This is a genomic window from Verminephrobacter eiseniae EF01-2 (genome assembly GCF_000015565.1).
In the GTDB taxonomy this organism is placed as follows: domain Bacteria; phylum Pseudomonadota; class Gammaproteobacteria; order Burkholderiales; family Burkholderiaceae_C; genus Acidovorax; species Acidovorax eiseniae.
The window spans coordinates 4,815,667-4,838,132 of sequence record NC_008786.1 but is presented as its reverse complement, the minus strand read 5'-3'; the positions used below and the strand labels follow the sequence as shown (position 1 = coordinate 4,838,132).

The window sequence follows — 22,466 nt, the reverse complement described above, 5'->3', positions numbered from 1 at the left end:
TCTTTTTGTATCACGATGAAGCGGGCAGGCACCCGCGTGCTTTCCCGCACCAGAGACCCGCAAAAAAGAGGGTCTTTGCGTCCCGCGCACCTCCCCCCCGGGCCGGCACCCACATCAGCCAGGTCACATCAGCAAGTCACATCAGCAAGTCATGCAAGCTGCGGGCAATCACCTGGGTGGCGCGGCGCAGGTCTTGCAGTTCCAGGCGCTCATCGGCGCGCTTGGCGTGCGATTCGAGCACGGTGCGCGGGCCGGCGCCATAGATCACGCCCGGAATGCCGCGCTCTGCGTACAGGCGCGCATCGGTATACAGCGGTGTGCCCCGGGTGGCGATGGGCACGCCAAGCACCGCCTGGCCGTGCTTCTGGATGGCCTCGACCAGCGGCTGGTTGCCCGCCAGCGGCATCATCGCGCGGGCCAGCAGCAGGCGTTGGATGTCGACCGAGATGCCTGCCTGCGCGCTGGCGGCCTGTTCGATCACGCTGCGCAGTTGGGCTTCGACCTCGACCGGGTTTTCTTCGGGGATCATGCGGCGGTCGAGTTTGAAGCTGATTTTGCCGGGCACCACATTGGTGTTGATGCCGCCTTCGATGCGCCCCACGTTCAGATACGGGTGCGTGATGCCCGGCACCCGGGAGCAGATCTGCTGGTACTGCCGGTTCTGTGCGTACAGCGCGTTCAGTATCTGCACCGCGCCTTGCAGCGCATCGACGCCGGTGTGCGCCACCGCCGCATGCGCCATCTTGCCGTGCACCGTCACCTCCAGTTGCAGACAGCCGTTGTGGGCGGTGATCAGTTCGTAAGAAAAGCCGGCGGCGATGACCAGGTCGGGGCGGGTCAGGCCGTTGTCGAGCAGCCAGCCCGGGCCGAGTTCGCCGCCGAACTCTTCGTCGTAGGTGAAATGCAATTCCACCGCGCCGCGCCGGGGTCGGGCCACGGCTTCGAGCGCGCGCACGGCGAAGGTGAAGCTGGCGAAATCGCTTTTGCTGACGGCCGTGGCGCGGCCGTACATCCGGCCCTGCACGATGTCGGCGCCATAGGGGTCATGGGTCCAGCCTTCGCCGGGCGGCACCACATCGCCATGGGCGTTCAGCGCGATGGTGCGCCCCGAGCCGGCCGGGCCGTAGTGGCGGCGCACGATCAGGTTGGTGATCGATGCCATGCCGCAAGCGCGCACCAGGTCGGCGGGCACGGCATGCTTTTCGGCGCCGTAGCCAAAGTCCTGCAATAGTTCGGCCGTGCGCTCGGCATGGGGCGCGTTGTCGCCGGGGGGGGTGTCGGTGGGCACGCGCACCAGCGCTTGCAAGAAGCGCACTTGTTCGTCGAAATGCTGCTCGATCCAGGCATCGAGCGCGGTGTAGGGGCAGGCGGGCGTCATACGGCTTTTCCGGTGTGTTCTTCGGCCTGCTCTTCGGCCAGTTGGTGCAGCAATTCGGTGAACGCCTCTGCGGCCAGTTGCATGTCGTCGCTGGTGGTCGATTCGAGCGGGTTGTGGCTGATGCCGGCGTTTTCGCCGCGCACGAACAGCATCGCCTGCGGCATGATGGCGTGCAATTGCATTGCGTCATGGCCGGCGCCACTGGGCATGCGCCATACCGGCAGGCCGAGCCGGGCCACGGCGCGTTCCCAACGGCGCTGCCAAGCGGGCGCGCAGGGGGCGGCGGCGACGCGCATCGTTTCTGCCAACTGGTAGCGCAGCCCGCGCCTGGCGGCAATCCGCTCCAGTTGCGCGAGCACGTCCCGCGCCAGCGCGTCGCGCTGTGCATCGACCGGCGCGCGCAGGTCCAGACTGAACCGGCAACGCCCCGGCACCACATTCACCGAGCCGCCCGGCACTTCCAGCAGGCCGATGGTGCCCACCGAGTCGCCGTCCTGCGCGGCGCGCTGCTCGACGTACAGCGCCAGTTCGGCCACCGCCAGCGCGGCGTCGCGGCGGCGTCCCATCGGGGTGGTGCCGGCGTGGCTGGCCAGGCCCTGTATTTCGCCGCTCAAGCGCAGGCCGCCATTGATCGAACTGACCACGCCCAGCGGCAGGTCGAGCGCGCCCAGCACCGGGCCTTGCTCGATATGCACTTCGACAAAGCCCAGGTAGCGGGCCGGGTCGCGCTGCAAGCGGGCGATGTCGGCGACGCACAGGCCCGCCTGCTGCATGGCGCTGCGCAGCGTGATGCCGTCGGCGTCCTGCTGCGCCAGCCATGCCGGATCGAACTGCCCGATCAGCGCGCCCGAGCCGAGAAAGGCGGTCTGGTAGCGCTGGCCCTCCTCTTCGGCGAACGCCACCACTTCGATGCCGAAGGGCAGGCGCCGGCCGGCGCGCTGCAATTCGCGCACACAGACCATCGGCACCAGGATGCCCAGGCGGCCGTCGTACTTGCCGCCATTGCGCACGGTGTCGTAGTGGCTGCCGGTCAGCAAGGCCCGGGCGTGCGGGTCGCTGGCGTGGTAGCGGCCGACCACGTTGCCCACGGCATCGATGTGCACCTCGTCGAAGCCGCAGGCGCGCATCCAGCCGCTCAGCGTTCGGGCGCAGGCGCGGTGCGCGTCCGTCAGGTAGGTGACGGTGAGCTGGCCCTGCTCGGCAAAGCCGGGATCGGAATGCGCGGCCAACCGTTCGTGCCAGTCCCACAGGTCATTGCCCAGCCGGGGCTGGGCGCCGAACCTGTCGTTCAGGCGCAGTTCGGCGATGCGGTGGATCTGGCGCAGGGCCTCGGCATGCTCGAAGTCCGGGGGGTTGTCCAGGCGCCGCGCAAAGCAGGCCAGGATTTGCTGCCGGGTCAGGCCGCTGCCGCGCGGGCCGCGCAGCGCCAGGATGAACGGAAAACCGAAGCGGGCCTGGTAGTCGGCATCGAGCTGCCTCAGCCGGGCCAGTTCCTCGGCGCTGCACTGCGCCAGGCCGGCCTGCGTTTGCTCGCGGGCCGATGCGGCGCTCAGGCTGTGCGCCAGCATGGCCGGGCCGGCCAGTTCGGGGTGGGCGCGGATCAGGCCCCGTTGCGCATCGGCGCCGGCCCTGCGCACCACCTGCGCCAGCGCGTGGCGCAGGTGCGCCAGCGACAGAAACGGGCGCTCGGACAGTGCCTGCCCGAGCACCCAGGGCGAATGCTCGTACAGGCCGTCGAGCCACTGCAGGGCCTGCTCGGGGGTGGCGCGGTTCAATTGCTCCAGGGTCAATGCCATCATTTCAGGCCCTTGTCTTGGGCAGGGTCGGGGCAGGGGTGCAGCGCTTGCCAGTGGCGCGCGATGTCGATGCGCCGGGCCACCCAGACCTTGTCGTGCTGCTGTAGGTGGTCGAGAAAGCGCTGCAAGGCGGTGATGCGCCCGGGCCGGCCGAGCAGGCGGCAGTGCATGCCTACGCTCATCATCTTGGGGGCGTTGGCGCCGGCCGGGTCGCCTTCGGCGTACAGCGTGTCGAAGCTGTCTTTCAGGTACTGGAAGAACGGGTCGGCATACGCATAGCCCTGGGGCAGCGCAAAGCGCATGTCGTTGCAGTCCAGGGTGTACGGCACGATGAGCTGGTGCACGGCGCTGCCGTCGGTGCGCCTGAGCTTCATCCAGAACGGCAGGTCATCGCCGTAGTAGTCGCTGTCGTAGGCAAAGCCGCCATAGTCGGCCACCAGGCGGTGGGTGTTGGGGCTGTCGCGCCCGGTGTACCAGCCCAGCGCGCGCGTGCCGGTCAGGCGCTTGATGATGGCCATGGCCTGGGCCATGTGCGCGCGCTCGACCTCTGGCGGGATATCCTGGTAGTGGATCCACTTGAGGCCGTGGCAGGCGATCTCGTGACCGAGTTCGACCATGGCCCGGGCCAGTTCCGGGTGGCGCTGCAATGCGCTGGCCACGCCAAACACGGTCAGCGGCAGGGCGCGTTTTTCAAACTCGCGCAGGATGCGCCAAACGCCCGCGCGCGCGCCGTATTCATAGATGCCTTCCATGCTCATATGCCGCCCGGCGTAGCTGGCCGGGTTGAACATCTCCGACAGGAACTGCTCGGAGCCTGCATCGCCATGCAGCACGGCGTTTTCGCCGCCTTCCTCGTAGTTGAGCACGAACTGCACGGCAATGCGGGCGCCGCCCGGCCATTGGGCCGGCGGCGGGTGCGGGCCATAACCGATCAGATCGCGGGGGTAGGCTTGGGTGCAGTCGTAGATCATGGCAAGCGGTGGGCGCAGGCCGGCGCAGGTTGGCGGCGCGCAGGTCAGGGGCAGGGGGGCGCGAAAGTGTATACAATTTTCCGCTGCATATGACGATCCGCACGGCCCCCACGACCCGGCGCTTTCTGCCCCGACCCTCATGGGACTGAGCACCCATGTTCTGGACACCATGCATGGCTGCCCTGCCGCCGGCATGGCGCTGGCCCTGTATGCCACCGATGGCGCTGCGGCCACGCTGCTCAAGCGCCTGGTGCTGAACCGGGACGGCCGCACCGACGCGCCCCTGTTCGACGACGCCAGCCTGCGCACCGGCACCTTCCGGCTGTGCTTCGATGTGGCGGGCTACTTCAAGGCCCGGGGCCTGGCACTGCCCGAGCCGCAGTTTCTGAACCAGGTGAACCTGGACTTCGGCATTGCCGATGCCGCCCAGCACTACCATGTGCCGCTGCTGGTCAGCCCCTGGAGCTATTGCACCTACCGGGGGTCTTGATGGGCGCAGAGCACCCCGGCTTTCGATGAGCGCCCGCGTGCCGGCACCGCCGCCTTGCGCCGCGTTGTCCGCGCGCAGCGCCTGGGGCATGTTGCTGGCCTTGTCTTGCGGCTTTGCGCTGAGCCAGGCGTTTCGCAGCACCACGGCCATCATGGCCACCGGCCTGCGGGCCGACTTTGCGCTGTCGGCGCAGGCGCTGGGGGTGCTTGCCGGGGCCTTCGCCTTTGCCTTCGGCGCGATGCAGCTTTTCATCGGCATCGCCATCGACCTGTATGGCCTGCGGCGCACGCTGCTGGCGGTGTCTCCGCTGACGCTGGCCGGGGCGCTGCTGTCGGCGCTGGCGCCGGGCTACGGCGTGGTGCTGTTCGGGCAGGTGCTGATCGGGGTCGGCTGTGCGCCGGCCTTTCTGGTGTGCACCGTGTTCATTGCGCGCCATTTCGAGCCGGCGCGATTTGCCGCGATCTCCGGCGTGGTCATGGGCATCAGCGGGCTGGGTCTGCTGCTGACCGGCACACCGCTGGCCTGGCTGGTGCAGCAGTCCTCGTGGCGCCTGGGCTTTGGCCTGCTGGCCGCGTTGGCGGCGCTGGCCTGGCTGCTGGTGTGGCGCCAGGTGCACGAGGCGGCGCAGCCCCCGCCCGCGGCCGCAGCGCGCGCACCGGTGCGGGACGCGGTGCGCGGCTTGGGCGCCTTGTTTTTGCTGCCGCACACCGCCGGCATCATGCTGCTGGCGCTGACCACCTATGCCTCGTTCCTGAGCTTGCGCGGGCTGTGGCTGGGGCCGCTGTTGATCGAGCGGCATGGCTACTCGCTGCTGGCCAGCGGCCATGTGGCGCTGTTCGCATCGCTGATCTCCCTGTTCAGCCCGGCCTGCTTTGGCCGGCTCGATCCGGGGCCGGCAACGCGCAGGCGCTGGCTGGTCGGCTGCACGCTGCTGCTGGCCGCATTGTTTGCCGCCATCGGCCTGTTGCAACGGGAATGGCTGGACGTGGGCGGCCCGATGGCGGTGGCGCTGCTGTCGGGCTACATGGTGCTGCAATATGCGGACGTGCGCTCGGCCTACCCGGCGGCACTGACCGGGCGCGCGATGGCGGCGTTCACGATGGCGCTGTTCCTGGGTGTGGCGCTGATGCAGTGGGTGACGGGCATGGCCGCCTCGCTGGCCACCGCCCGGGGGGTCGAGCCTTATGCGGCGGTGATGCTGACCATTGCGCTGATGCTGGTCTTGGGGGCGCTGGCATTCAAATGCCTGCCGGCGCCGGCCCATTGACCCCGGGCGCCAGCCCGGGGCGGCCATTGCGCCGCATCAGCGCCGCACCGCAATGCCGCGTCCGGCCAGATGCTGCTTGGCCTGGCCCACCGTGTATTCACCGTAATGGAAGATGCTGGCGGCCAGCACGGCGTCGGCGCCGCCGGTCTGTATGCCATCGGCCAGATGATCGAGTGTGCCCACGCCGCCCGAGGCGATCACCGGCAGGCCCACGGCGTCGTTGACGGCGCGTGTCAGCTCCAGATCAAAGCCGATTCTGGTGCCGTCGCGGTCCATGCCTCCGTCCATCACCAGCGGTGCCGCACGGGGCAGCACCTTATTTGTTGAAGCGTGCGATGGTGGCCAACGCTACTGCGACTAGGGTGGACTTGCCCTGGTTCACGGCGTACACATTGGCCATGCACACCAAGTTGCGACCAGCCGCTTTCAGCACCCGACCTTCGGCACGCAACTGCTCGCCGATTCCGGGAGCAATTAGGTTGAGCTTGTATTCCGAGGTAACCACGTTGCCGACCGTAGACGCTGCGGCCCACGCACAGGCACTGTCAGCCAGGAACCCAACCACCGCGCCATGCGCGAAGCCCATGTGCATGGTCAGATCAGGCCGCAACGCCACCGAGAGGTTGGCGACGCCATCGCCATACTCCTCCAGCTTCGCGCCCAGCAATAGCGCAAATGGTGTCTTCTGAATCACGGCCTCGAGGTCCGCGCGCGCAAGCGGTATCACCGCGTTCGCGTTGTTCTCTGGTGTAGTACTCATGATGCCTCCGTTGTTACTGTCTGATTGTGCGCCGTGGCGCTGACTTCCTCAAGCGCATCCGCGACAAAGCGGTGCTGTGTCTCCTTGCGTCGGATTTTGCCGCTGGACGTAACCGGCACACTGCCTGGCGCAACAAAGCGCACTGCGTGCAGCGATACTTCAAATTCTTGCATCACAGTCTTCCGCACTGCCTCAGTCGCCGGCAGCAGGTCGAATCTTCTGCGGGAATGCCGGCCCACTTCGACCACGAGGCCGACCCGGTCTTCGTCCAGCGAAAACGCCACCACAGTGCCTAGGGCGTGTTAACAATCAATGGGTTATGTCTATACTTGATCTTTGAATGAATAGGGGTCCAAAATGCAAGAAGTCAGAAAACTACTATGTGATGAACAATGGGAGAAATTATCTCCGTTATTACCGGGTAAGCCGAGCGATCCTGGGGCGACCGCCCAGGACAATCGGCTATTTTTGGAAGCGGTGTTGTGGATCATGCGCACGGGTTCACCATGGCGAGACTTGCCTGCAGAATTGGGCAACTGGCACACGACATACACGCGGTTCAAACGCTGGGGCGAGTCGGGCGTATGGCAGCGGGTCTGCGAAATTGTCAGTGGCGACAGAGATTTGAAAATGCTGATGATCGATAGTACGGTGGTGCGTGCACATCAACACGCTGCTGGTGCCAAAAAAAAGAGGGGCCACAGGCAATAGGCCGTTCGCGTGGTGGATGGACGAGCAAGATTCACGTCGTTGTCGATGCGCTCGGTAGCCCAGTGCGTTGGCTGCTCACTGGTGGCGAGGTAGCCGATATTACACAAGCCAAGTCGCTGTTGGAAGGCTTGAAAGCCGATGCGGTACTGGCTGACAAGGGCTACGATGCCGATGCCCTGATTGACAGCATTCAGGTCGCTGGTGCGACGGCGGTCATTCCACCCAGGCGCAATCGTGTGGTGCAGCGAAGTTATGATCGACATCTGTATGAGGAGCGCAATTTGGTCGAGCGTTTTTTTAATCGGATCAAGCAATTCCGAAGAATCGCAACTCGTTATGAAAAGCTGGCGCGTAACTACCTGTCGTTTCTCAATCTGGTTTGTACTTATATCTGGATTATTTGATTGTTAACACACCCTTGCCTGGCACTAGACCTGCCCAGCGTCTCGCGCGTATAGACGGACTGGAATTCGGATTCGAAGCTCATGTTGTCACTCCCTGTGCTACTTGGCACCGACAGTCTGCGGTGCATCGGAGATGGCGAACAGCGCGCGCGCTCTTGCCACGGGACGGGCGTCGGCGAAGATCGCCGCGTCCGCGAACGCCAAATGTCGCCCGATCTTGCCGATGGACACTTGCGATTCGACCCAACTGCCTAAGGGTGCTGCGCCAAAGTAGTCGATCGTCAAACTGGCAGTGGACATGCGCAACGCCGGCTCGCGAGAGGAGGCGGTCACATAGCCGAGAGAGACGTCAGCCAGCGTGGCAAGCAGGCCACCGTGTGCGGTGCCGCCGCTGTTGACGTGTTGCGCGAGCACGCGCATACCGATACAGAAGGACTCGCCTTCGGGACGGTAGAAGAGTGGGCCAACCAGATCTAGGAAGGCACTACTGCGAAAAAGCGGCAGATAGCCTTCAGGCGGCAGTGCACCGCCGTTTCCGTTCGAATCGGAATTCAATTTACTCTCCCTCAGATTTCGCTGCGCATAGTGCGTAACGGCATCTGTTCAGTAGCCAAGTACACAAACTAGCACATCAATGCACCCGACGCAAATGCCGACGCCGGCGGCCGACGTGGTGCCGATGAACACCGTCACGGCCGGGTCGTTCTGGAATGCATCAATGGCCTGCTGGCGCCGCTTGGCCGAGTCCGATCCCACCAGGGTCACCCACTGGATGCCGGCGGCGCTGAAGGCGGTTTTCATGGCCTGCACAGTAGCCATGTACTCGCAGAAGATGATGATCTTGTCGCCTTCGGACAGGCTCTCGACTGTCTCGATCAGGAACTGGGTCTTCAGGGCCTATTGGCTGCGCGCTGCGCCTTGCGCTGCGCTCGGATGGCTGCGCGCAGCCTACGACATCTGATCCGTGACGCGACACTAGCCCGGGGCGGCCATTGCGCCGCATCAGCGCCGCACCGCAATGCCGCGTCCGGCCAGATGCTGCTTGGCCTGGCCCACCGTGTATTCACCGTAATGGAAGATGCTGGCGGCCAGCACGGCGTCGGCGCCGCCGGTCTGTATGCCGTCGGCCAGATGATCGAGTGTGCCCACGCCACCCGAGGCGATCACCGGCAGGCCCACGGCGTCGCTGACGGCGCGTGTCAGCTCCAGATCAAAGCCGATTCTGGTGCCGTCGCGGTCCATGCTGGTGAGCAGGATCTCGCCGGCGCCACGCCGCTGCATCTCGACGGCCCAGGCCAGCGCGTCGAGCCCGGTGTTCCTGCGCCCGCCATGGCTGTAGACATCCCAGCCCGGGCCGATGGCCCGGCCCCCGGCGGTGATGCGCCGGGACTCCTCGGCCGAGCGGCGCCGCGCGTCGATGGCGACCACGATGCACTGCGCGCCGTACTTGGCGGATGCGGTATCGATCACCTGCGGGTCGGCAATCGCGGCCGAGTTGAAGCTGACCTTGTCCGCGCCCGCGTTGAGCAGGCGGCGCACATCCGCCTGCGTGCGCACACCGCCGCCGACGGTCAGCGGGATGAACACCTGGCTGGCCACGGCCTCGATGATGGGCAGGATCAGGTCGCGCTCGTCGCTGGTGGCGGTGATGTCCAAAAAGGCAAGCTCGTCGGCCCCCTGGGCGTTGTAGCGCGCAGCGACCGCGACCGGATCCCCGGCGTCGCGCAGTCCGACGAAGTTGACGCCCTTGACCACACGGCCACCGGTCACGTCCAGACAGGCAATGATGCGTTTGGTCAGCAAGCCAGGTCACCGGTTGGATCGATGCAGCCGCAGGCGGCATCGGGGCAGGGGGTCTGCCTGCGGCAGATTTCGACGCGAGGGCAGCCTGCGGCAGCCGCTCCGGCAGGAGGGCAGCCTGCGGCGGCTTGGCAAGGACAGTCAACCCATTTCATCGGCGCGCGCCTGTGCTGCGGCAAAGTCCAGGTCGCCGCTGTAGATCGCGCGGCCGCAGATCACGCCTTCTATGCCCTCGTCCTGCACGGCGCACAGTTGCTCGATGTCGGCCATGCCCGACAGGCCGCCCGAGGCGATCACGGGGATGCTCAGCGCCTGCGCGAGCGCGACCGTGGCGTCGATGTTGATGCCCGAGAGCATGCCGTCGCGGCCGATGTCGGTGTAGATGATGGACTCTACGCCCCAGTCCTCGAACTTTCGGGCCAGGTCGACCACTCCGTGGCCGGTGAGCTTGCTCCAGCCGTCCGTGGCCACCTTGCCGTCCCGGGCGTCGAGCCCGACGATGATGTGGCCGCCAAAGGCGCTGCAGGCGTCTTTCAGAAAGCCGGGATTCTTCACCGCAGCAGTGCCGATGATGACGTAGCGCAGGCCGCCATCGATGTATTTTTCGATGGTGTCCAGGTCGCGGATGCCGCCGCCGAGCTGCACCGGAATGTCGTCGCCCACCTCCTTGAGGATGGATTTGATGGCGCCGTAGTTCTTGGGCATGCCGGCCAAGGCGCCGTTCAGGTCCACCAGGTGCAGGCGCCGGGCGCCGGCGTCGATCCATTGGCGCGCCATCGCAGCGGGGTTTTCCCCAAAGGTGGTGGATTGGTCCATATCGCCTTGCCTGAGGCGCACGCAATGACCGTCCTTGAGATCGATGGCGGGGATGAGCAGCATGGTGGGTTCGGGTGGAAAAGGGCGAGACGGAACTCGGCCCGAACGAGGTTGAAAGGGTCAGGGGTTCCAGTGCAGAAAATTGCGGTACAGAGTCAGGCCGTGCTCGGCACTCTTTTCCGGGTGAAATTGCGTGGCAAAAATATTATCGCGTGCAATCGCGGCGGCAAACCAGCCGCCATAGTCGGCCTGCCCGGCGCAATGGGCCGCAGATTGCGGGATGGCATACAAGCTGTGCACGAAGTAGAAATGGCTGTCGTCGGGCACCGCCGCCCACAAGGGGTGGACGGCGCCGCCGTGCGCCATCTGGCGCACCTGGTTCCAACCCATCTGGGGCACCTTGTAGCGGCTGCCGTCAGGCTGGGTTTGGCCGCTCAGATCGAATCGGCGCACCACGCCGCGGATCAACCCGAGGCCGGGCGTGTCGCCCTCGGCACTGTGCTCGAGCAGCATCTGCATGCCCACGCAGATGCCGAACAGGGGCTTGCTGGCGGCGGCTTCGAGCACCGCCGGTTGCAGGCCCGAGGCACGCAATTCATGCATGCAGTCGGGCATGGCGCCCTGGCCGGGCAGCACGACGCGCTGCGCGGCGCGCACGACCTCCGGGCGCTGCGTGACCACGACGGTCCAGCCCGTGCCCTGGGCGGCGGCCTGCACGGCCTGCGCGACCGAGCGCAGGTTGCCCATGCCGTAGTCCACCACGGCGACGGTTTTTGCTTGCGTATTCATGGCAGCCAGCGTGTGTCGAAAGCGCTCAGTGCCCGGATTCAATCACGGAAATCAACACGGTTCACAGCACTTTACAAAGAGCCTTTGGTCGAGGCGATGCGGCCCGCCGAGCGGGGGTCGCGTTCGAGCGCCGCGCGCAGCGCGCGGGCAAAGGCCTTGAACACGGACTCGCACTGGTGGTGCGCGTTGACGCCCTTGAGGTTGTCGATGTGCAGCGTGATGCCCGCGTGGTTCACGAAGCCCTGGAAGAATTCGTGGGTCAGTTGGGTGTCGAAGTCGCCAATGCGGCCGGCGCTGAACGGGATATGCAGGTGCAGCCCCGGGCGGCCCGAGATATCGACCACCACGCGCGAGAGCGCCTCGTCCAGCGGCACATAGGCATGGGCGTAGCGGCAGATGCCTTTTTTGTCGCCCATGGCCCGCGCCAGCGCCTGGCCCAGCGTGATGCCCACGTCCTCGACCGTGTGGTGGCCGTCGATGTGCAGGTCGCCGGCGCAGTCGACATCCAGGTCGATCAGCCCGTGGCGGGCGGTTTGATCGAGCATATGGTCAAAGAAACCGATGCCGGTGCGCAGCTTGGCCTGGCCGGTGCCGTCGAGGTTGACGCGCACGCTGACGCGGGTCTCGGCGGTGTTGCGGCTGACCTCGGCGATGCGGTCGAGCGAACCGGGCAGGCCCGAGGGCACGAGGGCGGAGGAGGTCATGAAGAGGCCTGGAGTGCAGCCAGCATTTGTGCGTTGTCGTCGGCACTGCCGACCGTCAGGCGCAGGCAGTTGCTCAGCAAGGGGTGCATTGTAGAAACGTTCCGGACCAAGACCTTCAGGGTTTTCATGCCCTCGTAGGTGCGGCTGGCATCGGCCACCCGCACCAGCACCATGTTGGCCTGGCTGTCCCAGCATTTTGCGATGCCGGGCAACTGGCGCAGCGCACCGATCAGCAGGTCGCGCTGGGTGCGCAGTTCGGCCGCCTGGGCGGCGAACACCGGGGCATGTTCGAGCGCAAACAGCGCGGTTTCGCAACTGAGCAGGTTCACGTTGTAGGGCGGGCGCACCTTGTCGATCTCGTTGACCAGGGCCGCCGGGCCGATCAGGTAGCCCAGGCGCACACCGGCCAGGCCGAACTTGCTGAGCGTGCGCATCAGCAGCACATGGGCATTGCGCCCGGGTTCGGCGTGCAGGCGCCCGATCCAGCTACGGCAGGCAAAGGGCTGATAGGCTTCATCCATCACCACGATGCCGCCCTGCGTGCCGACCGCGTCGATGATGCGCTGCACCGCGCCTTCGTCCCACAGCGTGGCCGTGGGGTTGTTGGGGTAGGCGATGTAGGTGAGCGCGGGCCGGTGCCGGGCGATGGCGGCCAGCATCGCCGGCTCGTCCAGCTCGAAATCGGCCGTCAGCGGCACGCCGACGAAGTCCAGGCCCTGCAATTGCGCGCTCAACGCATACATCACAAAGCCGGGCAGCGGAGCCAGCACGCCGGGGCGCTCGCCGCTGCCGGGCCGGGCGCAGGCCAGGGCCAGCAGCGCGATGAGTTCGTCCGAGCCATTGCCGAGCATGATGCGATGGCCTTCGGGCAGGCCGGCGTAGCGCGCCAGCGCGGCCTGCAGCTCGGCCAGGCGCGCGTCGCTCGGGTAGCGGTTGAGCGCCAGAGCGCCCAGGCGCTGGCCGAGCGCGGTTTGCAGATCGGCCGGCAGCCGGAACGGGTTTTCCATCGCGTCCATCTTGAGCATGCCGGTGGCCGGCTGCACATGGTATGCGCGCATGGCGCGCACATCGGGGCGGATATGGGTCAGGGGGGTCGGGGATGGAGCGGGCATTCGGGGGAGTCTGCAGTGCGCGGGCTGAATCGGGGTGCGGCAAGCAGCCAAGCGTGGCGGGCTGCAAAAAGCCATTGTTCCATGGCGCAGCCGCTGCGTTGCGTTCCTGCCTGTGGCTATCGGCCGGTGTCGCGGTCTGCCCTGGTCCGGATGCCACTTCGCGCGTGCACATGCAGCGACGGGTCAACGGGGCCGTGGAGCGGGGCGCGCGATTCTTGCGATCGAGGCTGGGCTGGACGGACTGCGGTATCGGTGAGAACCGTCGTGTGCTGCAACACAGGCGTCCGTGTGGATCTGAAAGGCGCGGTCCGGAGTCGAACCGGACTGACCGGATTTGCAATCCGGGGCATAACCGCTTTGCTACCGCGCCGAAACCAGGCTCCTCTGACAAAAAAAGAAGGGAAGCGGTTGCTTCCCTTGCTTGGAAATTGGAGCGGGAAAAGAGTCTCGAACTCTCGACCTCAACCTTGGCAAGGTTGCGCTCTACCAACTGAGCTACTCCCGCAGGTCTCGCGCTGATCGCCAGCGCTCTACCGAAGCCTTGCATTGTAAATGCAGTTGGCCGCGATGGCTTCGATTGTAGCGTGTTTTTTTGGGGTGCCTGGAAAAAATGGGGCGTCAATGCTTCAGGCCATCGGTGAGCACCGCTGCGGCCACGGTCTTGTCTGCCGCAGCGGCGGCGACCATCACGGTCACTTCTTCGTCTGTCAGCGGCACGGGCTTGCGTTCCAGCGCCACTTCCAGCACCTTGTCGATCCAGCGCACGGGCACGATCTCCAGGCCGTTTTTGACGTTGTCCGGAATTTCCTGCAAGTCCTTGACATTTTCCTGGGGGATCAGCACGGTCTTGATGCCGCCGCGCAATGCGGCCAGCAGTTTTTCCTTCAGGCCACCAATGGCCGTGACTTCGCCGCGCAGCGTGATTTCGCCGGTCATCGCCACATCGCCGCGCACGGGGATGCCGGTGAGGGCCGAAACGAACGCCGTGGTCATCGCGGCGCCGGCGCTCGGGCCGTCTTTGGGCGTGGCGCCGTCCGGCACATGGATATGGATGTCGCGCTTCTCGAAGGTCTCATCCTTGATGCCGAGCATGCGCGAGCGGCTGCGCACCACCGTGCGTGCCGCCTCGACGGATTCCTTCATCACATCGCCGAGCGAGCCGGTGCGCGTGATCACGCCCTTGCCGGGCATGGTGGCCACTTCGATGGTCAGCAGGTCGCCGCCGACTTCGGTCCAGGCCAGGCCCACCACCTGCCCGACCTGGTTTTGCAGTTCGGCGCGGCCGTAGGTGTATTTGTGCACGCCCAGGTAGTCGGGCAGGTTGTCGGCTGTCAGCACCACCTGCGGTTCGAGCTTCTTGAGTTGCAGGCCCTTGACCAGTTTGCGGCAGATCTTGGACAGCTCGCGTTCGAGCGAGCGCACGCCGGCCTCGCGGGTGTAGTAGCGCACCATGTCGCGCACGGCGGCCTCGGTGACCAGCAGTTCCTCGTCCTTGACGCCATTGTTCTTGAGCTGCTTGGGCAGCAGGTACTTCATCGCGATGCTGATCTTTTCGTCCTCGGTGTAGCCCGACAGGCGGATGACTTCCATGCGGTCGAGCAACGCGGGCGGGATGCTCATCGAGTTCGAGGTGGCGACGAACATCACGTCCGAGAGGTCGAAGTCGACCTCCACATAGTGGTCGCCGAAGGTGTGGTTCTGTTCCGGATCCAGCACCTCCAGCAGCGCACTGGCGGGGTCGCCCCGGAAGTCGGTGCCCAGTTTGTCGATCTCGTCGAGCAGGAACAGCGGGTTGCGCGTGCCGACCTTGGACAGGCTTTGCAGCACCTTGCCCGGCAGCGCGCCGATGTAGGTGCGGCGGTGGCCGCGAATCTCGGCCTCGTCGCGCATGCCGCCCAGGGCCATGCGCACATATTTGCGGCCGGTGGCCCGGGCGATCGACTGGCCCAGCGAGGTCTTGCCCACGCCGGGCGGGCCGACCAGACACAGGATCGGCGCTTTGACCTTGTCCACGCGCTGCTGCACGGCCAGGTATTCCAGGATGCGGTCCTTGACCTTGTCCAGGCCGAAGTGGTCGGCGTTGAGCACCTCCTCGGCATTGACCAGGTCGTACTTGATCTTGGTTTTCTTGCTCCAGGGCAGGTTGGAGAGCACGTCGATGTAGTTGCGCACCACGGTCGCCTCGGCAGACATGGGCGACATCAGCTTGAGTTTTTTGAGCTCGCCATCGGCCTTCTTGCGCGCTTCGGCGGGCATCTTGGCGAGTTTGATTTTTTTCTCGATCTCGTCGATGTCGGCGCCTTCTTCGCCCTCGCCGAGTTCCTTTTGTATGGCCTTGACCTGCTCGTTCAGGTAGAAGTCGCGCTGGTTCTTTTCCATCTGGCGCTTCACGCGCCCGCGGATTTTCCGGTCCACGTTCAGGATGTCGACCTCGCGGTCGAGCTGCTCGAACAGGTATTCCAGACGGGCTTTCACGTCGGCCAGGTCCAGCACCAACTGTTTGTTTTCCAGCTTGAGCGGCAGATGGGCGGCAATGGTGTCGGCCAGGCGGCCGGGATCATCGATGCTGGCGATCGAGGTCAGGATCTCCGGCGGAATCTTCTTGTTGATCTTGACGTATTGGTCAAACTGCTGCATTACCGCGCGGCGCAGGGCTTCTATCTCCCGGGAGGGCATGCGGGTCTCGGTCTCGCCGGGCTTGCTCGCCTCGACCGGTGTCACGGTGGCCGTGAAATGGGTCTGGGCGTCTTCGATCGCTGCCACCTGGGCACGCTGCTGGCCTTCGACCAGCACCTTGACCGTGCCGTCGGGCAGCTTGAGCATCTGCAAGATGGTCGAGACGCAGCCGACATCGAACATGTCCGACACCGAGGGCTCGTCCTTGGCCGCCGCTTTCTGCGCCACCAGCATGATGCGGCGGTCGGCCTCCATCGCTTTTTCCAGCGCCTTGATGCTCTTGGGGCGGCCGACGAACAGCGGGATGACCATGTGGGGGAACACCACCACATCGCGCAGCGGCAACAGCGGCAGGTTCAGGGCGATGGCTGGCAGGGGGGTATATCCGGGCATGGGAGTCCTCAAAGTGCTCTGTGGAATATGGCCCGCAAGCGGGGTTTTTCAATCCCTTGCACGGCAACTGTATCCGGGGTGCAGGGGCTGCGGGCAGCAAAGGCGCCCGCGATCCGGGGATTTCAGGCTTTCCTGGCCGTCTCGCGGTAAACGAGCAGCGGGGGTTTGTTTTCTTCGATGGTGGACTCGTCGATCACCACCCTTTCGACATTGCTGGTGTTGGGCAGGTCGAACATGGTGCCGATCAGCGATTGCTCCAGGATCGAGCGCAGGCCGCGGGCGCCGGTCTTGCGTGCCAGGGCCTTGCGGGCAATCGACTGCATCGCTGCCGGGCGAATCTCCAGGTTCACGCCTTCCATCGCCAACAGCTTGCCGTACTGCTTGATCAGCGCGTTTCTCGGCTCGGTCAGGATCTGTATCAGCGCTTGCTCGCTCAGTTCGGCCAGGGCCGTCACCACCGGCATGCGGCCCACCAACTCGGGGATCAGGCCGAACTTGATCAGGTCTTCCGGTTCGACCTCGGCAAACACATCGGTCAGCGAGCGCTGCTTTTTGCTTTTGACCGAGGCGCCGAAACCGATGCCCGAGGCTTCGGTGCGGTTTTCTATGACCTTTTCCAGCCCGGCAAACGCGCCTCCGCAAATGAACAGGATGTCGCTGGTGTCGATTTGCAGGAAGTCCTGGTTCGGGTGCTTGCGCCCGCCCTGCGGCGGCACGCTGACCATGGTGCCTTCGATGAGCTTGAGCAACGCCTGCTGCACCCCCTCGCCCGATACATCGCGGGTGATGCTGGGGTTGTCCGACTTGCGCGAGATCTTGTCGATCTCGTCGATGTAGACGATGCCGCGCTGGGCCGGTTCGACTTTGTAGCCGCAGCTTTGCAGCAGCTTCTGGATGATGTTCTCCACATCTTCGCCCACATAACCGGCCTCGGTCAGCGTCGTGGCGTCTGCCATCACGAAGGGCACATCGAGCATGCGGGCCAGGGTTTGCGCCAGCAGCGTCTTGCCCGAGCCTGTGGGGCCGATCAGCAAGATGTTGCTCTTGGACAGCTCGACATCGTTCTTGCGCGCCTTTTCCTTGTAGCGCAGGCGCTTGTAGTGGTTGTACACCGCCACGGCCAGCGTGCGCTTGGCCTCCTCCTGGCCGATCACATAGTTGTCCAGGTTGTTCTTGATCTCTGCCGGGGTGGGCAGGCCATTGAGGATTTCCCGCGCCGGATGAGCCACCGGCAAGTCATGGCGGATGATCTCGTTGCACAGGTCGATGCACTCGTCGCAGATAAAGACCGACGGGCCAGCGATCAGCTTTCGCACTTCATGCTGGCTTTTGCTGCAGAAAGAGCAGTAAAGGGATTTTTCGCTGGGGGCGCCTTTTATCTCGGCCATGGGGGCAATGCCTTGCTTGTGACGGAAAGTGGTCGGGATGATAACCAAATGACAGTGGCGCCCTGCCCAACAGGACAATGCCGCCGTGACCCGGCGGGCGTCAGGATCGTCGGTGGATCACCTGATCGACCAGACCGTATTCCCGCGACTCGTCGGCCGACAGGAAATAGTCGCGCTCGGTGTCGCGCTGGATCTTCTCCAGCGGCTGGCCGGTGCGCTCGGCCAGTATCTTGTTGAGCTGCTCGCGGGTCTTGAGGATTTCGCGCGCGTGGATCTCGATCTCGGTCGCCTGGCCCTGCATGCCGCCCAGGGGCTGGTGGATCATGACCTTGGAGTTGGGCAGTGCAAAACGCTTGCCCTTGGCCCCGGCCGCCAGCAGGAAGGCGCCCATGCTGGCCGCCATGCCGGTGCACAGGGTCGAGACATCGGGCTTGATGAAATTCATGGTGTCGAAGATCGCCATGCCCGCGCTCACCGAGCCGCCCGGGGAGTTGATGTAAAACGAGATGTCCTTGTCCGGGTTCTCGCTTTCGAGAAACAGCAACTGCGCCACCACCAGGTTGGCGGTCTGGTCATTGACCGGTCCGACCAGAAAAATCACGCGCTCCTTGAGCAGGCGCGAGTAGATGTCGTAGGACCGCTCGCCACGGCCCGACTGCTCGATGACCATGGGGATCATCCCCAGGCCCTGTGTTTCCAATGCATTCATGTCTTTTCTCCCGTCGGGCAGATGCCTGTAGTCAGAAACCGGTCCGTGGCGTCAGTCCTTTGGATCCTTTGGATTGAGCAACTCGTCGACCGAGATGGTCCTTGCGACCACTTTGGCCCGGGCGAAAACGAATTCGGTCACGTTGTCCTCGCTCACGGAGGATTCGATTTCGAGCATCCGCCGACGGTCGCCGTAGTACCCGCGCACCATCTCGGCGGGCTTTTCGTAGCTGGCCGCCAATTCCTCGACATAGGCCCTGACCTGCTCGGGCTTGGCCCGCAGTCCATGGGCGCGCACCATTTCCGAAAAGATCAGTCGCAGGCGCACATTGCGCTCGGCCGTGGGCCGCACCTTGTCTTCGGGAATCTCGAGCCTTTCGGGGTCCTTGACGCCTCTTTGCTTGAGGTCGGCGTAGGCGTTGGCCTTCAGGCGGGCGATTTCGTCCTGCACGCTGGCCTTGGGCAGTTCCAGATCGGCGTTGGCGAGCAGGGCGTTCATTACGGCCCGCCTGTTGCGCGCGCGCAGGTGGGATCTGATTTCGCGCTCCAGGGTCTTCCTGATGTCAGCGCGCAGGCCCTCGATGGAACCGTCGGCGCTACCGAGCGACCTGGCCAGGGCCTCGCCCACTTCGGGCAGGTGGGCGGATTCGATCTTCTTGACCGTCACCAGGAAGTCCGCCGTCTTGCCGGCCACCTCCTGGCCATGGTATTGGGTCGGGAATGCCAGCGGAAAGGTCTTGCTCTCGCCCGACTTCATGCCGCGCACGGCGTCCTCGAATTCCTTGGGCATCGGGCCTTCGCCGATCACGAAACGGAAGTTCTCCGCCTTGCCATTGGCAAACGGCTCGCCATCGATCTTGCCCTCGAAGTCGACCGTCACGCCGTCGCCATCTTGCGCCGGCGCATCATGGGCGCGCTGCGCAAAGCTGCGGCGCTGCTTGCGCAGCCCCTGCAGCGTCTTGTCGATGGAGGCTTCGGTCACTTCGGTAGACAGCTTTTCGATTTCGACATTGGCCAGATCGGCAATCCTGACTTCAGGGAACACCTCGAAGATGGCGTCAAACGTGACATGGCCTTCGGCAGTGCCTTGCGTCTCGGTGATGCGCGGCCGGCCGGCGACGCGCAGATTGGCCTCGTTGGCCGCCACGGTAAAGGCTTCGCCGACCTTGTTGGTGAGCACTTCGTACTGCACCGCGTCGCCATAGCGCCGGGCGACCACGGCCATCGGCACCTTGCCCGGACGAAAGCCATCCATCTTGACCGTGCGTGCCATGCGCCGCAGGCGCATGTCGACTTCGGACTGGATCAGGGTGACGGGCAGGCTCAGCGTCATCTTGCGCTCGAGCTTGTCAAGGGTTTCAACAGTAACGGCCATGGCTCTTCCTCTGTATGACTCTGTATGAATGTGGACCGTGCCGGCTGCGCAAAGTCTCGCATGGATGGTGCGCGGGGGGGGACTCGAACCCCCACACCATTGCTGGCGTCAGGACCTAAACCTGGTGCGTCTACCAATTTCGCCACCCGCGCAGATCTTGCAGCCCTGCCCACAGGCGGCCGACTGAACTGCCGCCTGCGTGAAATCGGCCAAGCCCGCGATTTTACCCTGTGATGCGGGCAGGCCCGAAGTCATGCAGGCCCATGCCGTGATGCGGCCGCTACCCCCTTGTCCGGCGACAATCCGGGCGGTGAACCAACGCTTCGATTCCATGCCCGGCGCCGCCACGGCCGCGCCGGTGACGCATTACGAGAATTTCCCGGTGGCGTCGCTGCTCTGCCCGGCGCCGTTGCGCCAGCCGATTGCCGCCATCTATGCCTTTGCGCGCACCGCCGACGACATCGCCGACGAGGGCGACGCCCCCGCTGCCAGCCGTCTGGCGGACTTGGCCGCCTACCAGGCCGACCTGCAGGCCATTGCGCGGGATCTGCCGCCCTCGCCCCGATGGCCCGGGGTGTTCGTGCCGCTGCGCGCCTGGCTGCGCAGCCGGCATTTGCCGCTGCCGCTGCTGGCCGACCTGCTGAGCGCCTTTGTCCAAGATGTGGAGAAAACCCGGGATGGCGCAGGCTATGCCGACCGCGCCGAACTGCTGGACTATTGCCGCCGCTCCGCCAACCCCGTGGGCCGCCTGTTATTGCACCTGTATCGCGTGACGGACGCCCGGTCGCTGCAAGAAAGCGACGCCATCTGCACCGCCTTGCAACTGACCAACTTCTGGCAAGACCTGAGCCTGGACATCCCGCGCGGGCGCTACTACCTGCCGCGCGCCGATTGCGCCGCGCATGGCGTCAGCCCGGCGCAGCTACTGGCGCTGCATGGCACCCCGCAGAGCGCCCGCCTGATCGCTGACTGCATCGACTGGGCCCGCGCCTGCATGCACGGCGGCGCCCCGCTGGTGCACCGCCTGCCCGGCCGCGCAGGCTGGGAACTGCGCCTGGTCGTGCAAGGCGGCCTGCGCATTCTCGACAAGCTCGACGCGCTCCAGGGCCGCAACCTGCGCATTCGCCCCCGGCTGCATGCCCGGGACTGGTGGGGCATGATCGGCCGCGCGTTGGTGATGTGAAAAAACGAGCAACGAGCAACAACCGGAGCGAACAGCACCGGCAGCACCGGCAGCACCGGCAACGGCGCGCTGCACACGCGCGTCAGCTCATGAATTGGCCGCCTTGAGCAACGGCGGCAACTGTGCGACGGCCCTGAGCGCGCCTCTGTGGCGCCCGGTGCTGGTGGGCTGGGAGGAAATTTCCAGCCGGTAGGCCAGCGCAACGAACAGGCTTTGCGCCAGACCCATGGTGGCCGTGAGGGCGCGAAAACCGAAGGTGGCGCTGTCTTGCACGATCAGCGTCGCCTCGGCCGTGCGCGCCAGCGGGCCCATGCGGCTGTCGGTGATGGCGATCACCCGCGCGCCGCGCTGCGTGGCCTGCTGCGCCACCTGCAGGGTTTCTTCGGCGTAGGGGTTGAACGAGATCGCGATCAGCACATCGCCGGCGCGCACCGAGCGTATCTGCCCCTGCTGCATGCTGCCCAGCGCATTGAGCAGGCCGATGCGCTTTTCGGTGTGCTGCAAGGCGTAGTCCAGGTACACCGCCACCGGAAAAGAGCGGCGCGAGCCGGCGATCCAGATCGCCTGCGTGTCCGCCAGCAGTTCCACGGCGCGGGCGAAGGCCTGCTGGTCCAACTCCTGGCGCAACTGCTGCATCCCGGCGATGCTGCCTTTGATGAACTCATCGGCGATCTGCGGCGACTGCAGGCTGGTCGAGCCAGCCTCGATCACGTCGCGCAAGCGCAGGTTGTAAGCGCGCCCCGGCGCGATCTGCTCGGCCAGCCCTTCGCGAAACAGCCGCTGCATCTCCGAAAAACCCGAAAAACCGAAATGCTTGGCAAAGCGCACCATCGCCGACGGCTGCACACCGCATTGCTCGGCCACCGACTGTATGCCCTGCAGCCCCAGGTGGTCGCGGTGGGCCTCGACATGGCGCGAGATAGCCTTGAGCTGTTTGCTCAGGCCCTCGTATTCCTGCGAGATGCATTGCAGGAACTGCTCGACGGATGCGGGTGGTGTATGGGGTGGATTCATCGCAACGCGCGCAGTGGATGATTGCAAAATGCTCCGGGCCGTAATCGCATGTGTCTGCCCGATGGCCAATGATGCCACGAAGACCCATGCGGCCCATGACCCTGGTGGTCGATGCCCCTGCCGAAAAACCGCGCACGCCGTTCATCCACGAACGGAAATGACGAAGACGACAAGCAGGGCGCGTGATACGCCGGAATGCAAGCAACAGGCAGTGCCGGCTGGTGCACGCCGTCCCCGGCGCTCTGCTCCGCCCCGAAATGTCAGGCGTCGGCGTACTTGCGCATCGATGGCCGTGGGAACGATTCGAGCACCTGATCGCAGCCGCGCCGTTGTCGCGTACCCGACAGCGCGGGTCGTTGACCGGCCGAGTCGCCGTCAGGTCGTTGCCGGCGCTGGACCCCAGGAAACGAGAGGCGTCTGTCGGTCAGTAAGCGCGTAGAAATACGCGCGAACATGGCCGTATTCCGTCACGGTCGCCTGCGATTTGGCGATGGCGCCGTCGGTGCGGAACGCCTGCACCGCAGAGGCGCCATAACGTCCAACGAAAGCCCGCGAGCGGTGGACCCTTCGGGGCGGAAAACGAAAAACGGGTTACAGCGACAGCGCTGTAACCCGTTGATTTCATTGGTAGGCGCGATTGGACTCGAACCAACGACCCCCACCATGTCAAGGTGGTGCTCTAACCAGCTGAGCTACGCGCCTGTCGTTTGTCTGGCCGGCGATTATAGCCA

22 protein-coding genes, 4 tRNA genes and 1 pseudogene are annotated in these 22,466 nt (G+C 65.2%); 5 read left to right on the top strand and 22 right to left on the bottom strand.

What is annotated here, in order from left to right:
- Nucleotides 1–136: 136 nt before the first annotated feature.
- Genes VEIS_RS21240 through puuE form a run of 3 tightly spaced genes read right to left on the bottom strand, consistent with a single transcriptional unit; the run spans nt 137 to nt 4,145 of the window.
- Entirely contained in the window at nt 137–1,378 is a 1,242-nt protein-coding gene (locus tag VEIS_RS21240; protein WP_011812078.1) for a M20 family metallopeptidase, read from the bottom strand.
- Nucleotides 1,375–3,174, bottom strand: a complete 1,800-nt coding sequence (gene uraD, locus VEIS_RS21235) for a 2-oxo-4-hydroxy-4-carboxy-5-ureidoimidazoline decarboxylase (protein ID WP_011812077.1) — start codon at nt 3,172–3,174, stop codon at nt 1,375–1,377. Before uraD ends, VEIS_RS21240 begins: the two co-directional genes overlap by 4 nt.
- Nucleotides 3,174–4,145, bottom strand: a complete 972-nt coding sequence (gene puuE, locus VEIS_RS21230) for an allantoinase PuuE (RefSeq protein ID WP_011812076.1) — start codon at nt 4,143–4,145, stop codon at nt 3,174–3,176. The genes uraD and puuE overlap by 1 nt, the downstream gene beginning before the upstream one ends.
- Nucleotides 4,146–4,284: 139 nt before the next feature.
- Between puuE and uraH the strand changes: the two genes are divergently transcribed.
- Both uraH and VEIS_RS21220 read left to right on the top strand, forming a co-directional pair.
- Nucleotides 4,285–4,635 (top strand): hydroxyisourate hydrolase, encoded by a 351-nt coding sequence (uraH, locus tag VEIS_RS21225; protein ID WP_011812075.1) that lies wholly within the window; start codon nt 4,285–4,287, stop codon nt 4,633–4,635.
- A gap of 25 nt (nt 4,636–4,660) precedes the next feature.
- On the top strand, nt 4,661–5,902 hold the full coding sequence (locus tag VEIS_RS21220) for an MFS transporter (protein ID WP_049773990.1): 1,242 nt from the start codon (nt 4,661–4,663) through the stop codon (nt 5,900–5,902).
- A 36-nt stretch (nt 5,903–5,938) separates the two neighbouring features.
- Here the strand turns inward: VEIS_RS21220 and VEIS_RS29235 are convergent.
- The 3 genes and pseudogenes from VEIS_RS29235 to VEIS_RS21205 form a co-directional block, all read right to left on the bottom strand.
- Nucleotides 5,939–6,181: pseudogene (locus VEIS_RS29235) on the bottom strand (HisA/HisF-related TIM barrel protein); the annotation flags it as partial.
- Between the two features lie 37 nt (nt 6,182–6,218).
- Nucleotides 6,219–6,662, bottom strand: coding sequence for a PaaI family thioesterase (locus tag VEIS_RS29230; RefSeq protein ID WP_011812072.1), 444 nt, complete (start codon nt 6,660–6,662; stop codon nt 6,219–6,221).
- Nucleotides 6,659–6,946, bottom strand: coding sequence for a hypothetical protein (locus VEIS_RS21205; protein WP_041950254.1), 288 nt, complete (start codon nt 6,944–6,946; stop codon nt 6,659–6,661). Before VEIS_RS21205 ends, VEIS_RS29230 begins: the two co-directional genes overlap by 4 nt.
- A 73-nt stretch (nt 6,947–7,019) precedes the next feature.
- Between VEIS_RS21205 and VEIS_RS27085 the strand changes: the two genes are divergently transcribed.
- Nucleotides 7,020–7,777, top strand: a protein-coding gene (locus tag VEIS_RS27085; protein WP_086014378.1) for an IS5 family transposase whose coding sequence is annotated in 2 segments (ribosomal slippage) — nt 7,020–7,347 and nt 7,347–7,777 — 759 coding nt in all. Because the reading frame shifts where the segments join, the coding sequence is not laid out codon by codon here.
- A 99-nt stretch (nt 7,778–7,876) separates the two neighbouring features.
- On the opposite strand, the gene VEIS_RS21195 is transcribed toward VEIS_RS27085, so the two are convergent.
- Both VEIS_RS21195 and VEIS_RS21190 read right to left on the bottom strand, forming a co-directional pair.
- The gene (locus VEIS_RS21195; protein ID WP_011812069.1) at nt 7,877–8,332 is read right to left on the bottom strand and encodes a PaaI family thioesterase; all 456 of its coding nucleotides are present in this window, start codon (nt 8,330–8,332) and stop codon (nt 7,877–7,879) included.
- Between the two features lie 48 nt (nt 8,333–8,380).
- On the bottom strand, nt 8,381–8,611 hold the full coding sequence (locus VEIS_RS21190; protein ID WP_232287974.1) for a C-terminal helicase domain-containing protein: 231 nt from the start codon (nt 8,609–8,611) through the stop codon (nt 8,381–8,383).
- Between VEIS_RS21190 and VEIS_RS30830 the strand changes: the two genes are divergently transcribed.
- Nucleotides 8,577–8,738: a hypothetical protein gene (locus VEIS_RS30830; RefSeq protein ID WP_232287770.1), complete on the top strand. Its 162-nt coding sequence runs from the start codon at nt 8,577–8,579 to the stop codon at nt 8,736–8,738. The genes VEIS_RS21190 and VEIS_RS30830 overlap by 35 nt on opposite strands.
- A 41-nt stretch (nt 8,739–8,779) precedes the next feature.
- On the opposite strand, the gene hisF is transcribed toward VEIS_RS30830, so the two are convergent.
- The 12 genes from hisF to VEIS_RS21130 form a co-directional block, all read right to left on the bottom strand.
- Nucleotides 8,780–9,580, bottom strand: a complete 801-nt coding sequence (hisF, locus tag VEIS_RS21185) for an imidazole glycerol phosphate synthase subunit HisF (RefSeq protein WP_011812067.1) — start codon at nt 9,578–9,580, stop codon at nt 8,780–8,782.
- Between the two features lie 138 nt (nt 9,581–9,718).
- Nucleotides 9,719–10,456: a 1-(5-phosphoribosyl)-5-[(5-phosphoribosylamino)methylideneamino]imidazole-4-carboxamide isomerase gene (hisA, locus tag VEIS_RS21180; protein WP_011812066.1), complete on the bottom strand. Its 738-nt coding sequence runs from the start codon at nt 10,454–10,456 to the stop codon at nt 9,719–9,721.
- A gap of 57 nt (nt 10,457–10,513) precedes the next feature.
- Nucleotides 10,514–11,182: an imidazole glycerol phosphate synthase subunit HisH gene (gene hisH / locus VEIS_RS21175; protein WP_011812065.1), complete on the bottom strand. Its 669-nt coding sequence runs from the start codon at nt 11,180–11,182 to the stop codon at nt 10,514–10,516.
- A gap of 71 nt (nt 11,183–11,253) precedes the next feature.
- Entirely contained in the window at nt 11,254–11,886 is a 633-nt protein-coding gene (hisB, locus tag VEIS_RS21170) for an imidazoleglycerol-phosphate dehydratase HisB (RefSeq protein ID WP_011812064.1), read from the bottom strand.
- Nucleotides 11,883–12,998 (bottom strand): pyridoxal phosphate-dependent aminotransferase, encoded by a 1,116-nt coding sequence (locus tag VEIS_RS21165; protein WP_041950252.1) that lies wholly within the window; start codon nt 12,996–12,998, stop codon nt 11,883–11,885. The genes hisB and VEIS_RS21165 overlap by 4 nt, the downstream gene beginning before the upstream one ends.
- Before the next feature lie 299 nt (nt 12,999–13,297).
- A tRNA-Cys gene (locus VEIS_RS21160) sits at nt 13,298–13,368 on the bottom strand.
- A 59-nt stretch (nt 13,369–13,427) separates the two neighbouring features.
- Nucleotides 13,428–13,503: transfer RNA gene (locus tag VEIS_RS21155), tRNA-Gly, on the bottom strand.
- Nucleotides 13,504–13,616: 113 nt separating this feature from the next.
- Nucleotides 13,617–16,067 carry an endopeptidase La gene (gene lon, locus VEIS_RS21150; protein ID WP_011812062.1) on the bottom strand — a complete coding sequence of 817 codons (2,451 nt, stop codon included), beginning with the start codon at nt 16,065–16,067 and terminating at the stop codon, nt 13,617–13,619.
- Nucleotides 16,068–16,189: 122 nt separating this feature from the next.
- Nucleotides 16,190–17,455, bottom strand: a complete 1,266-nt coding sequence (gene clpX / locus VEIS_RS21145; protein WP_041950251.1) for an ATP-dependent Clp protease ATP-binding subunit ClpX — start codon at nt 17,453–17,455, stop codon at nt 16,190–16,192.
- A gap of 100 nt (nt 17,456–17,555) precedes the next feature.
- Nucleotides 17,556–18,164, bottom strand: a complete 609-nt coding sequence (clpP, locus tag VEIS_RS21140; protein WP_011812060.1) for an ATP-dependent Clp endopeptidase proteolytic subunit ClpP — start codon at nt 18,162–18,164, stop codon at nt 17,556–17,558.
- 51 nt (nt 18,165–18,215) lie between these two features.
- On the bottom strand, nt 18,216–19,538 hold the full coding sequence (tig, locus tag VEIS_RS21135) for a trigger factor (protein ID WP_011812059.1): 1,323 nt from the start codon (nt 19,536–19,538) through the stop codon (nt 18,216–18,218).
- Between the two features lie 65 nt (nt 19,539–19,603).
- Nucleotides 19,604–19,690, bottom strand: a tRNA-Leu gene (locus tag VEIS_RS21130).
- 179 nt (nt 19,691–19,869) lie between these two features.
- Here VEIS_RS21130 and hpnC point away from each other — a divergent pair.
- Nucleotides 19,870–20,721 carry a squalene synthase HpnC gene (gene hpnC / locus VEIS_RS21125; RefSeq protein WP_049774102.1) on the top strand — a complete coding sequence of 284 codons (852 nt, stop codon included), beginning with the start codon at nt 19,870–19,872 and terminating at the stop codon, nt 20,719–20,721.
- A gap of 87 nt (nt 20,722–20,808) precedes the next feature.
- Here hpnC and VEIS_RS21120 read toward each other — a convergent pair whose 3' ends face one another.
- The gene (locus VEIS_RS21120) at nt 20,809–21,735 is read right to left on the bottom strand and encodes a MurR/RpiR family transcriptional regulator (RefSeq protein ID WP_049773989.1); all 927 of its coding nucleotides are present in this window, start codon (nt 21,733–21,735) and stop codon (nt 20,809–20,811) included.
- 625 nt (nt 21,736–22,360) lie between these two features.
- Nucleotides 22,361–22,437 (bottom strand) — tRNA-Val (locus VEIS_RS21115).
- Between the last annotated feature and the right edge of the window lie 29 nt (nt 22,438–22,466).